The following is a 12,832-nucleotide window of genomic DNA, read 5'->3' as shown; positions in this document are numbered from 1 at the left end:
TAATAAATAACAATATACAGTATTAGGAGGAATTGTATGGAACTGAGTTTAGAACGTCTAACAAAACAATATGATAACAAAATTATAGTAGATAGGATAGAATTCAAGCTAAATGAAGGTATATATGGATTATTGGGAGAAAATGGAGCAGGAAAAACAACTCTTATAAGAATGATTTGTGGGGTATTAATCCCAACTTCTGGAGAAGTGAAGGTAGATGGTAAAAATAATTTAGATATGGGAGAAGATTTTAGAGATATGATTGGATATCTTCCTCAAGACTTTGGATATTATCCAGACTTTACTGCAAAAGAGTTTATGTTATATATAGCTTCATTAAAAGGGTTAATTCCTAGCTACGCAAAAGAAAAATCACAAGAATTATTAGAGATGGTTGGATTATCAGGTGTAGTTAATAAAAAAATAAGAACATTTTCTGGTGGTATGAAACAAAGACTTGGATTTGCTCAAACGTTACTTAATGACCCTAAAATTTTAATACTAGATGAACCAACAGCAGGTTTGGACCCAAAAGAAAGAGTCCGTTTTCGTAATTTGATTTCAGAATTTTCTAAGGAAAAGATTGTAATTTTATCTACTCATATTGTATCTGATGTAGAACATATTGCAGATAAAATTTTAATACTGAAAAAAGGAAATCTCATTTTGGAGGGCTCAGTAGAAGCAGTAACATCGAAAATAGAAGATAAAGTATGGAAATGTGTGGTTAATAAAAATGAAGTAGATTATATGACTGGTAAATATTGTTTAGCAAATATTCATCACTCTGGAGGTGTTGCCACTCTTAGAATTATAAGTAATACAAAGCCACATGATAATGCATGTAATATAAGGCCAACATTAGAAGATTTATATTTATATTGTTTTAATGAAGTACTATAAATGTGTGTGAGGTGATAAATATGTCTACATTAATTAAATTTGAATTAAAAAAGATAATAAGAAGAAAATCTACAATAGCAGTTATTTTAGGAAGTTTGGTTTTAAGTATATTTCTTTTTGCCTTAATGCCACTTAAAGAAAAATCTTATGATGATAATGGAAAAGAGTATAGAGGTCTACAAGCTATTGAACTTGGAAAACAACAATCTAAATTAAACGAGGGATACATAACAGATAAAAAAGTAGAAAACTCAATCAGAAAATATCAAAAGATATTTAATAATCCAAATAATATTGTAAAAGATGAAAATGGTTTTTCAAATTTTAAACAAGATGTTTATTTGAGATTCTTTTACCCAAATAAAACTTTTTATAACTTTATAACAGAATCATATAGTGAACCAAATGATATTAATTCTATGATACTTCAATCAATATCATTAAAAAATAGAACTAATTTTTATAAGTTTAGAAATGAAAAGGTAAATACAATATTAAATAGTGAATATTCAGATGGAAATTATACACAAAAAGAAAAAGAGTTTTGGTTATCTAAGAATAAGAAAATAAATGAACCCTATTTAAATGGATATTATGAAGGATGGAATTATTTTTTACTGGGTAGAGACCTACTAATTTTTACTATATTAGCTATATGTATAAGTATAGCTTCTGTATTTTCAGGAGAATATCAATCAGGCACTGATTCAGTGATATTGTCTTCTAAATATGGAAAAACAAAAGTTATAACAGCTAAAATAATAAGTTCCTTTCTATTTGGTACAATTGTTTTTACAATAAATACAATTATATCTATTGGAATTCTTCTATTGTCTTTTGGAGTAGATGGATGGAATTTACCATTACAACTTACTGTAAGCTCAACACCATACCCAGTTACATTTTTACAGGCAACTTTATTGAGTATTTTGGTTATCTATATGATATTAATAGCATTAATTGGATTTACACTTTTATTATCCTCTTGCATGAAATCGCCTTTTCCTGTTTTAATTACAGATATAGCGTTACTATTTATACCACTGTTCTTAAAATATAGTGAGACAAATTGGCTATATAATCAGATTCTTCGAATTTTGCCATCAAATGCTATTTCATTCTCATTTTCTGAGTATATAAACTACAGATTTGGAAGCTTAATAATAGATTTACCTACAATGATTATTTTTACAGGTTTAATATTATCAATTATTATTTTACCTTTTATTAAGAATAACTTTAGAAAACATCAAGTTAGTTAAAATACATAATATAAAAATATATAAAAATAATAACATAAAAAAGATATAAACGAAGAATTCTTCATTTATATCTTTTTTAGATTATATTGAAATTAAACTTAGTAATAATTATATAATATGTATTTTAGATGCTATAAATCACAGTTATAAATAGACTGATTTTTGTACATCAGTTCTTACATTAACATTGTCTGCTTTTAAATTTTCTCCAATAGTAAGCCCTTTGTCTTTTAAAACATATTCAAAAGTCATTAGTGGAACTCCACCTTTTCTACCACCTAATATTTCTTTACCTTTCAAATCATCGTAGGAGAAATTAGGCATTTTTTCTCTAGCAACTAAGAAACTACCATCTCTTTTAGTTAATTGAGCAAAGTTTACAGCATAATCGTTTTTGTTTTGATTATATACATATATGGAAGCTTCAGGACCCATTAAGCCTACATTTGCTTCACCTGAAATTAAAGCTGCCATAGTTTTATCCGCACCTTGAGTATTTATAAGGTCAACATTTATTCCTTCATCCTCAAAAAATCCTTTTGTAATAGCAGCATATTGTGGAGCATAAAAAACAGAATGAGTAACTTCTGCAATAGTTACTTTATCTAAGTCTTTAGCTGAATCAGAGTTATCATTTTTATCGTTAGAGTTAAAATCACATCCAGTTAAGCATATTGTACTCATAACAATAGAACTTGCAATTGCGATTATTTTTTTAAACATAATAAATACCTCCTATAAGACATCCGAATAATATATAATATTAAATATTTATTGTAGTTGTTACAAAAATACATATATATAGAATTTATTTCTACAAGATTTAAAAATAATTTTTATGTTTGATTTTCAAGTAATCAACTATATTAAATAGATTGTATTGATTATTTGTAAATTAAGATATAAAATTAAAACAGTAATATTTTTATATAAATTATATAGGCATAAAGTTTATTAATAATAGATATTAAATTAATCCATATAAACAATAATTTAATTCTATAAATTTAAAAATATTTTTATGTAAGGTAGTGAAAGTTTACATTTTATACTCTAACGAATATATTTAAACAAGTACAGTTAAAATGGAGGAAATTAAATGAAACAAAATAAATATGACAATGATGAATTTTTTGGCAAATACAGTAATATGGACCGCTCTAAAAAAGGGCTTGAAGGTGCTGGAGAATGGCACACTCTAAAAAAAATGTTACCTGATTTCGAGGGAAAAAGAGTATTAGATTTAGGGTGCGGTTTTGGGTGGCACTGTCAATATGCAGTTGAAAATGGTGCAGAGTCTGCTATTGGAATTGATATTTCAGAAAAGATGCTAAAAGAAGCAAGAAATAAAACAAAATCTGATAATATAAAATACATATGTATGCCTATTGAAGATATAGATTTCCCAAAAGATTGTTTTAATGTAGTAATTAGTTCTTTGGCTTTTCATTATATTCAATCATTTGAAGAGATATGTAAAAATATAAGTAATTGTCTTTCAAGCGGAGGAGATTTTGTATTTTCGGTTGAACATCCTATATTCACTGCATATGGAACTCAAGAATGGTACTGTGATAAAGATGGAAACAATTTACACTGGCCGGTAGATAACTATTTTACAGAGGGACTTCGAAAATCAAATTTTTTAGGTGAAGAAGTTATAAAATATCATAAAACATTAACTACTTATCTAAATACTTTAGTTAAAGCTGGATTTGAGATATTAGAAATCATTGAACCTCAACCAGAAGAGAAATTATTAAATACAATTCCTGAAATGAAAGATGAATTACGTAGACCTATGATGTTACTTGTTTCTGCAAGGAAAAAGTAATAAAAAATAGTGGAATTTTGGTTGCAAGTGATTATGGGCAAATTGGGGCAAACCTGGATGGTAATCTGCCGTTGCTCTGCTATGCGGATTAAGTGGGCAAAAAAATGAGGAATATGTGGTTTGTTTCAGCTAACAGACTACATAGTAGTATAAACTAAAGGATGGTGAAAATAAATGAAACGAATATTTTTGGTTGAGGATGATAAGGCAATTGCTAAAAATCTTATGCTTTTGCTACAATCAGAGGGATTTACAGTTACCCACGCTCCTACGCGAGGTGAAGCTATTGCCACACTTGCCAGAAATAAGTTTGACTTGGCATTGATTGATATTTCCTTGCCTGATGGAAATGGCTTTACAGTTTGCACGGAAATTAAAGAAATGCAAGATGTTCCCGTTATCTTTCTGACAGCTTCAGGCGATGAGGCGAGTGTTGTTACTGGACTGAATATAGGGGCAGATGACTATATAACCAAGCCTTTTCGTCCGCGTGAATTGATTGCGCGAATTGGAACTGCCCTACGAAAAAGCGGACGTTCAGAATCGGCTTTTGAAATCTGTGGACTTCATGTAGATATGGCAAGTGGTGTCGTGAAAAAAAATGGAAATGAGGTTTTTCTTTCAGCTTTAGAGTACCGCTTGTTGTTGGTGTTTATCAGTAACCCAAAAAGTATTATTACAAGAAGCAGGCTACTTGACGAATTATGGGACGCGGCGGGTGAGTTTGTCAATGATAATACATTGACTGTGTACATAAAGCGCTTGAGGGAGAAGATAGAGAGTGACCCAGCAAACCCACAAATAATTCTGACCGTTCGTGGTACAGGATATAGATTGGGGGGCGGTTATGCTTCGGAATAGAGAGTTTAAGAAGTTTGCCATTTTATTCTCTTTAATGGCTGTCACCACTGTAACACTTGGATTTGCAATAAATATGGCTGCGGGAATCCTTGCCATTGCTTCTGTTACTGCTTTTGGTGTAGCGTTTTTCTCTTTTACCAAAGCTCGATATGAAAGCATTGCACAGATTTCAAATCAAATCGATCTTGTGCTTCATAATGATGACCATCTGTATATTGGTGAATCGGATGAAGGCGAACTTTCCATTCTGCACAGCGAGATAACAAAAATGACGCTGTGTATTCGGGAACAAAATGATGCGCTAAAAAAAGAAAAAGAACATCTTGCCGATTCGTTAGCTGACATAGCCCACCAACTCCGCACACCTCTCACATCTGCGAACATTATTCTGTCATTGCTATCAAATAACCCTGATGAAAATCAACGAAAAGCATTAGTGCGGGAAACAGAGGAATTATTTGTACAGATGGATTGGCTGATTACTTCCCTATTGAAATTATCTCGCTTGGACGCAGGTATTGTAGTTTTCCAAAGCGAGCAGATAGATGTGAACAACTTGATATGCAACTCACTTCGACCATTTCTAATCCCAATTGAACTGCATAACATTGCTTTGCAAATAGACGTGCCTAAAGGAATGATTATTCAGGGCGATTCAGGTTGGCTTTCGGAAGCAATTCAAAATATTCTCAAAAATTGCATAGAAAGTGCAGGTGATAGTGGGAAGATTGAGATTGTTTGTGAGGACAACCCACTGTTTACTGAGATTGCTATCCATGACAGTGGAGCAGGCTTTGAAAAAGAAGATTTACCCTACTTGTTTGACAGGTTTTATCGTGGGAAAAACTCAGAAGCCACAGGATATGGAATTGGATTGGCTCTCTGTAAGATAATTATAACACGTCAGGGGGGGACGATTACCGCAAAAAATCACCAACAAGGTGGCGCGATATTTGTCATTCGTTTCCCAAAGTGACTAATCTCTCACCTGAAAGTCACAGAGATGTAAGTTGAAAGTTATATTATATGGGTAAACCATAAGAAAGGAGACTTACATAATGGAGTTCTTAAAAATTGAAAATCTATGCAAGGTCTACGGCAAGGGCGAGAACCAAGTTACTGCACTTGACAATGTTTCACTTACAATAGAAAAGGGGGAGTTTACCGCAATCATAGGTTCATCTGGCTCTGGAAAATCTACATTGCTTCACATCATCGGTGGAGTGGACGTACCAACAAGCGGAAAGGTGTATTTGGACGGGCAGGATGTATACGCCCAAAGCAATGAAAAGCTAGCCATTTTCCGCAGACGACAAGTCGGTCTGATTTACCAGTTTCACAACCTCATTCCCACTCTGAATGTTGTGGAAAACATCACTTTACCTATACTGATGGACAAGCGAAAGGTCAACGAGGAACGCTTGAATGACTTGATGAATCTGCTTGGGCTAAAAGACCGTAAAACACATTTACCCAATCAGCTTTCTGGAGGTCAGCAACAGCGAGTTTCCATAGGACGTGCTTTGATGAACGCTCCAGCGGTCATGCTTGCTGACGAACCCACAGGCAGTTTGGATAGCCGAAATGGTCATGAAATTATCAATCTACTGAGATTAAGTAATAAAAAATATCGTCAAACCCTTATCATCGTCACACATGACGAAAATATAGCCTTGCAAGCAGACCGCATTATCTGCATATCAGATGGCAAAGTGACACGAGATGAGAGGAGGTAGATAGGTCATGAACATTTTCAACAAAGTTGCTCTGCAAAACATGAAAAAGAGACGCACACGAACGATTGTAACGGTTATCGGAGTTGTTCTGTCTGCTGCCATGATTACAGCAGTTGCTACACTTGCCATTTCCCTGCAAAACTATATGGTAAATGGCTCGATTGAGAAGTATGGCGATTGGCATGTCGAGTTTTTGGACGTTAATCCCTCTTTCGTACAGGAACAGACAGGAAACGATGAAGTTGCAAATACCGCAACATTTGAAAATATTGGCTATGCAACGCTTGATGGCAACAGAAATCCGAGCAAGCCATATCTTTTTATAGCCGGATTCAGCAAAGAAGCCTTTGATACTTTGCCTATAACTTTGATTTCTGGAAGATTACCTGAAAACAGTGGTGAGATTCTTGTTTCTGGGAAAGTTGCAACAGACGGTAGCGTCAAATTCGCGGTGGGTGATACTATTTCCTTGCCCGTGGGAAACCGTATGAATGGAAATAAGAAGCTTAGTCAGAGTGATCCATATACTGCTGAGGATGAAACTCTTGTGTCACAAGGCGAGAGAAGCTATACAGTTGTTGGTACCTACCGAAAGCCTGTATTTGAGGAATCTTCCGCACCAGGATACACATTGATAACCAAAGCGGATGCACAAGTCAAAGCGGATAGCCTCAGCCTGTTTGTCACGTTGAAAAATCCACATAAGGTTCATTCCTATACAAGAAACACTGGAGACCATGCTTACGTTTTAAATGATAATGTGTTACGTTTTATGGGCATTTCCGACAACAACTTGTTCAATATGCTTTTGTACTCAGTTGGGGGTATTGTGGTCGCCATCATCATGCTCGGCTCGATTTTTCTAATCTATAATTCGTTTAACATGTCGTTGAACGAACGCACACAGCAGTTCGGAATCCTTTCATCTGTTGGAGCAACAGCAAAGCAGCTACGTAATTCGGTGCTGTTTGAGGGTCTTTGCATTGGTGCTGTTGGAATACCGATTGGTGTTGCGGTTGGTATAGTCAGTATTGGGCTTGTGATTTCTGTTATCGCAAAAAATTTCGCAAATGTTCTCTACACCAACGTCTCTTTGACCTTGACGTTGTCCATCCCCGCAATCGTCGTTGCGGTAGTGGTCAGCATGGTTACCATCTTAATCTCGGCTTATATTCCGGCCAGAAAGGCCGCTAGCAAACCAGTGATGGAGTGTATTCGCCAGACGAACGAGGTAAAAATCGAATCCAAAGCCGTGAAGATATCAAAGCTCGCACAGCGTATTTACGGTCTGGAGGGAACTCTTGCACTGAAAAATTTTAAAAGAAACAAGAAACGCTATCGTAGCATTGTGTTGTCGCTTGTTTTAAGCATAGTGCTGTTCATATCAACTAGTGCTTTGGTAGCAGATCTGAAACGGGTTTCAAATCAGGCGTCAGAGGTTACTGACCAGGACATCATTTTTTCCACACAGGATATGAATGACAGCAAAATGCTACAGCTTTACGATAAACTGAAGACTGCCAATGGTGTTTACGAAGGCTTGTATCAAGAACTTATGACCTATTCATGCGTTGTTAAAGTAAGTGAACTTACAGATGATTACTTGAACTATGAGGGTTCACATTCGCCACATGAAACGGTTGATATGCCAGTAGATATACAGTTTCTTGATGACAGTACTTATCTCAATATTATCAAAGATTTGGGGTTGCCAAAAGAAGAATATACTGGGCAAAATGCAAAAATGATTGCCGTTTCCATGATGGTGGAGGATGACCATACTATTGATATCTTCACAAATTCTTCTACGAATGTTGACCTTACTCCTGAAACCAATGACGATTCAAAGGTGTCCAAGAGACAAAACGTAAACATTACGTTTGTCAAAACCGTGCCACCAGATTCTCCCCCAGGCATCAGAAACTTCAAGATGAGAAAAGCCTCCTTCAGAGTGCTGGCACCTTATTCTGTCAAAGATGCGTTTGAGACTCCAAATGCTTCTACAGGAATTAAAAGTCTGAGCTTTCAATCAAAGAATCCCACTCAGTCAGTTGCAGAAATAGAGAAAATCATCGAGAGTGAGGGGATTACAGCCGAGTACAACCTGTACAATATGTATGGAATGATGGACGAAAACCGCAATTACATCTTCATTGCCAACGTGTTCGCCTATACTTTTATCATTATGATCTCACTGATTGCAGTCGCCAATGTGTTCAACACAATTTCCACAAATATTAAGCTGCGCCGTCGTGAGCTTGCCATGCTTCGCTCTGTGGGAATGTCTGAACGCGATTTCCAGAAGATGATGAATTTTGAGTGTGCCTTTTATGGAATGAGGGCTCTGCTCTTTGGACTTCCTATAGCGGTAATTTCTTCCTGGCTAATTCATAAAGGAATGGTCACGGATGATATAGATTTTGTACTTCCATGGGCCAGCATCGGAATCAGCGTATTTGTCGTTCTCTTTATAGTGTTCATTACAATGTTGTATGCCATTAGTAAGATAAAAAGAGAAAATATTATTGATGCACTTAGGGATGATATGACTTAATAGAAAATTAAAGAAACATCTGTGTGATTGAGTTCAAATGATTCACAATCGTTCCGAAAGGCGATTTAGACATTGAAAATACAGAATTCATAATATAGAAGTAATGTGAATTAGATTAGGGGTTCTTATGAACCCCCTTTCTATTTTTTGTATAAAAAAGGAGATAATTCAAATTTTTATTTTGAGACATCCCCTTTATCTATTTTTTATTATATGTAAAATAATAAACTTATACTTCTACATAGTATATTTCATTTCCATTTTCTTCTATAAGCTTTTTTAAATCTTCAAACTTTAAAAATACAGTAGCAGTATTGTCATTTGGATGTATACCTATTTTATCCATTTTTAATAAATCTTTATCAAATACAATTTTTACAATAGCATCGGTATCATTTAATATACCAAAAGGTGTTACAGCTCCCTTAGTAAGTTTTAGATATTTTTCAAGTCTTTCTTCAGAAGCAAAACTAAGAGGTTTACTATCAATTTTTTGGCGTATATCCTTTAAATCTGCTTTTTTATCCTTACCTAAGACAACTAAAAAGTGCTCTTTACCCTTAGAATCGCGAAGGAATAAATTTTTTACAACAAACTCCATTTGTAGTGTTTTTAATTGTTCCATTTCATCAATTGTATAGACTGCAGGATGATTTACAATTTCATAAGATATATTTAATTCATCCAATTTTTTATATACTTCTTGTTGAGCGTTCATAATTTCCTCCTATTGGTAATTTATTTGATATATAAAAATAATATTATCAAATTTTAGCCCCTATAGCTTTGCGTCACTAGATTTCCCTAGTTTTGCCTAATTTCATTTTAATTCTTACTATTATAATAATTCAGAATATATATTTTTTCAAGTAAAAAATTATATATATATATATAATATAAGCTTTAAAAACTAAAAATTTTCCAAAAATAATTTGAAAATAGAGACTTAGTTACCATTTATAAATCATATAAAAAGAGGTTATATAAAGTCAGATATGAAAAAACTATATTATACTATCTTTTCTTTTTGGAATAAACTATACTTTAAATATAGATATTTAATTTTAATAATTTTAGCAGTAAATTATCTTAGAAAGGAATGTGCTTTATATGTCTACAGACAAAGTTGTTGGAATCATAGATGAAGAATTAGCTGAACTTGCTGGAATTAAATATACTGGTAAAATTTATGCTTCTTCTGGTGTTATAAAACATATAAAGAAAAAACATAGAGGTCAATTAAGTAAAGACATTTTTAACGATATACTAGAAACTATAAAAACAGTGCTCAAATCTCCTGAGTATATAGGAAGTCATCCTAAAAAACCTGGTAAAAGTGTAGAATTTGTAAAAAAACTTGATAATTATATATTAGTTGCTACAGAACTAGATACAAAAAAAGGATATCTATATGTCTCTTCATTATATGCCATAAAAGAAGCAAAATTAGAAAGTAGAATTAGTAGTGGAAGAGTATTACAATATGATGGTTAACATAATATTATTAATTTTTCCTAAAGCATTGAAAAATATTGTCAAATAGCTTATAATATAAATATATATGTAAATATTTATTAATTAGATTTGAGGTTGGAAAAGGCACCCAATACGCTACTTATAGAGTAGTTAATAGAGATGCAGGATACGCCGCCCTGCCAAGTCTAATTAAATTTAAAAGAGAGGATTAATTCCTCTCTTTTTGTTTTTTAAAATTAATTTATTTAAAAGGGTGAAAAAATATGGAGATATTTAGCACAAAAGAAATACTAGAAAGAATTTTTTATTAGTTTTTAAAAATTTAGTTAGAAACTATATCATTATGGAAAAAAATGTATTATAATATGTAGAAATATTATAATAAGGAGCGATTGGATATGAGTTTATCAAAAAAAATAGAAGATAAAAGAAAAGCTAAACAAAGAGCTGAAAAAGCCAAACAAGCTAAAATTGCAACAGCTGGTGTCGTATTAGGAGCTGTTACTGGTGCAGTTGGAGGAGTATTACTAGCACCTAAATCAGGAAAAGAAACAAGAGAGGATATAAAGGATGCATCTCAACAAATTGCTGATAAAATAAACATGAAAACAGTGGATGCAAAAGGTAAAATATCTGAAAAATTAGAAGACAGAAAAGGAAATTTCATTGAATCAAAGCAAAAAATAAGAAATTATATAGATAATAAAAAACGAGTTGAAGATTCTAGCGAGGAAGATAGAGTAATAGACATTATTGAGCCAGTAAGTGCCACTGAGGAATAATAATGAATAACACAATAACAATTAATATTAGTATAATATATGTATTATTAGCTATACTTGGGTGTATCGCTTTAATTTATTTAATTATTGTACTTGCTAAATTACATAAGATTTTAAACAATGTTGGAAATGTATTAAATGAAAATACTCAAAATATAAATACAACTTTAAATAATCTTCCTAGTGTTGTAGATAGTTTTGGAGAAGTAGGCGAGAATATGAAAGATGTAACAGAAGCTGTTACTGAAGTTACAGCAGACTTTCTTGTTACTAAAGATAGTGTCAAATCAAACATGGATGTCATAGTTGATATATTAACTATAATTAAAAATGTTTTTTCAGATAAAAAATATTAATACTATAAGCTTTAGTATTTCTGTAAATTTAAAACCTTACTAAACTAATTTTTTAGAAAATATTTTATAAAGTATGAATAAATAAAGATGTATCTATTGATGAATAAACATAATAAGTAGATACATCTTTTTATTATATTTTTTGTAAAATAAACAATATTTAAATATTATTTATTTTATAATTTACCTATTTGTCTTAATGCTAATTTTACAGTTTCATATCTATCAGCACCATTTATTATTACATCACCTTTTACAAGATTATTAGCTTCTCCACCTACAACATAAACTTTTTTGCCTAAGCCTTGTTTATAGCTAGATGCTTCTACTACTAAAGCATCTTTCAATTGCCAGTATAAAATTTGAGCAGCAACTTTATCAGCGTCACCCTTATAAACTATTACATTTTCATACACTTTATCTCCCCCTTGAGAATTTGATATAGATTTATTTAATATTCCTTCTGCTATTAATTTAGCAACTTTATCTTTATTATTAACATAGTAATCTGTATCTACTTTACTATCTACAAAGCATACTTCTATTAATATTGCTGTTGCGTTAGTGTGATTAAGCCAATAAAGACCTCTAACATCAGCCTTTGCACCCCTATTTTTAAATACCGTAGCTAATTTAGAATTTACTTTTTCTGCATATGTCTTTCCATTATTGCTTTTATATATTGTTTCTGTACCTTCTGGAACTGAAGTTATGACATTTGCATTAAAATGAATTTGAACAGCTAAATCAGTTTCTTGCTTATTTGCTATAGCACATTGGTCAGCTAAATGATTATCTGACTTATCAACCCTTCCTGTATAAACAGTAGCCCCGCCTAATTTAAGCCATTTAACTACTAAGTCACTTATTATTCTTGTCTCTTTACCTTCGTTTATATATCCAACAGCTCCTGTGCCTTTTCCAGTTAAAGTGTGCCCTGGTATTACTACTACCTTCAAATTATACATCTCCTTTATGATTAAATTTAACTTCTATTTAATATATGCGCTATTTAAAATTTTGTTTCTTTTTATACTTTAATTATCTAATATAAAGTATTTTGTAAAA

The 12,832-nt window shown here is 32.4% G+C and carries 13 protein-coding genes and 1 riboswitch; of the genes, 10 read left to right on the top strand and 3 right to left on the bottom strand.

What is annotated here, in order from left to right:
- The first annotated feature begins 36 nt into the window (after window positions 1-36).
- Both KGF36_RS08155 and KGF36_RS08150 read left to right on the top strand, forming a co-directional pair.
- Entirely contained in the window at window positions 37-903 is an 867-nt protein-coding gene (locus KGF36_RS08155; protein ID WP_227828078.1) for an ABC transporter ATP-binding protein, read from the top strand.
- Between the two features lie 20 nt (window positions 904-923).
- Window positions 924-2,165, top strand: a complete 1,242-nt coding sequence (locus tag KGF36_RS08150) for an ABC transporter permease subunit (protein WP_227854668.1) — start codon at window positions 924-926, stop codon at window positions 2,163-2,165.
- A gap of 144 nt (window positions 2,166-2,309) precedes the next feature.
- Here KGF36_RS08150 and KGF36_RS08145 read toward each other — a convergent pair whose 3' ends face one another.
- Complete coding sequence (locus KGF36_RS08145; protein ID WP_227854667.1) at window positions 2,310-2,888, bottom strand: ABC transporter substrate-binding protein; 579 nt, start codon at window positions 2,886-2,888, stop codon at window positions 2,310-2,312.
- Window positions 2,889-3,264: 376 nt separating this feature from the next.
- Here KGF36_RS08145 and KGF36_RS08140 point away from each other — a divergent pair, with 376 nt between their 5' ends.
- The 5 genes from KGF36_RS08140 to KGF36_RS08120 all read left to right on the top strand — a co-directional run bounded on the left by KGF36_RS08140 (window position 3,265) and on the right by KGF36_RS08120 (window position 9,150).
- Entirely contained in the window at window positions 3,265-3,999 is a 735-nt protein-coding gene (locus KGF36_RS08140) for a class I SAM-dependent methyltransferase (protein WP_227854666.1), read from the top strand.
- Window positions 4,000-4,173: 174 nt separating this feature from the next.
- A complete protein-coding gene (locus tag KGF36_RS08135) occupies window positions 4,174-4,860 on the top strand; it encodes a response regulator transcription factor (RefSeq protein WP_227854665.1) in 687 nt (228 codons plus the stop codon).
- Entirely contained in the window at window positions 4,847-5,836 is a 990-nt protein-coding gene (locus KGF36_RS08130; protein ID WP_227854664.1) for a sensor histidine kinase, read from the top strand. Before KGF36_RS08135 ends, KGF36_RS08130 begins: the two co-directional genes overlap by 14 nt.
- An 82-nt stretch (window positions 5,837-5,918) precedes the next feature.
- On the top strand, window positions 5,919-6,596 hold the full coding sequence (locus tag KGF36_RS08125) for an ABC transporter ATP-binding protein (RefSeq protein ID WP_227828072.1): 678 nt from the start codon (window positions 5,919-5,921) through the stop codon (window positions 6,594-6,596).
- A gap of 7 nt (window positions 6,597-6,603) precedes the next feature.
- Window positions 6,604-9,150 (top strand): ABC transporter permease, encoded by a 2,547-nt coding sequence (locus KGF36_RS08120; protein ID WP_227854663.1) that lies wholly within the window; start codon window positions 6,604-6,606, stop codon window positions 9,148-9,150.
- Window positions 9,151-9,379: 229 nt separating this feature from the next.
- Here KGF36_RS08120 and KGF36_RS08115 read toward each other — a convergent pair whose 3' ends face one another.
- Window positions 9,380-9,868, bottom strand: a complete 489-nt coding sequence (locus KGF36_RS08115) for a prolyl-tRNA synthetase associated domain-containing protein (RefSeq protein WP_255611304.1) — start codon at window positions 9,866-9,868, stop codon at window positions 9,380-9,382.
- A 49-nt stretch (window positions 9,869-9,917) separates the two neighbouring features.
- A riboswitch (cyclic di-GMP riboswitch) is annotated at window positions 9,918-9,975 on the bottom strand.
- 285 nt (window positions 9,976-10,260) lie between these two features.
- Here KGF36_RS08115 and KGF36_RS08110 point away from each other — a divergent pair.
- From KGF36_RS08110 to KGF36_RS08100, 3 genes are all read left to right on the top strand, one after another.
- The gene (locus KGF36_RS08110; protein ID WP_227828071.1) at window positions 10,261-10,644 is read left to right on the top strand and encodes a PBECR2 nuclease fold domain-containing protein; all 384 of its coding nucleotides are present in this window, start codon (window positions 10,261-10,263) and stop codon (window positions 10,642-10,644) included.
- A gap of 380 nt (window positions 10,645-11,024) precedes the next feature.
- Complete coding sequence (locus KGF36_RS08105) at window positions 11,025-11,408, top strand: YtxH domain-containing protein (protein ID WP_227828070.1); 384 nt, start codon at window positions 11,025-11,027, stop codon at window positions 11,406-11,408.
- A 2-nt stretch (window positions 11,409-11,410) separates the two neighbouring features.
- Window positions 11,411-11,764 carry a hypothetical protein gene (locus tag KGF36_RS08100; protein WP_227828069.1) on the top strand — a complete coding sequence of 118 codons (354 nt, stop codon included), beginning with the start codon at window positions 11,411-11,413 and terminating at the stop codon, window positions 11,762-11,764.
- 176 nt (window positions 11,765-11,940) lie between these two features.
- On the opposite strand, the gene KGF36_RS08095 is transcribed toward KGF36_RS08100, so the two are convergent.
- Window positions 11,941-12,732, bottom strand: coding sequence for an N-acetylmuramoyl-L-alanine amidase (locus tag KGF36_RS08095; protein ID WP_227854662.1), 792 nt, complete (start codon window positions 12,730-12,732; stop codon window positions 11,941-11,943).
- Window positions 12,733-12,832 lie beyond the last annotated feature (100 nt).

It is taken from the genome of Clostridioides sp. ZZV14-6009 (genome assembly GCF_020658095.1).
GTDB lineage: Bacteria > Bacillota > Clostridia > Peptostreptococcales > Peptostreptococcaceae > Clostridioides.
The sequence above is the reverse complement of the archived record's forward strand: the minus strand, read 5'-3'. Positions and strand labels throughout refer to the sequence as shown.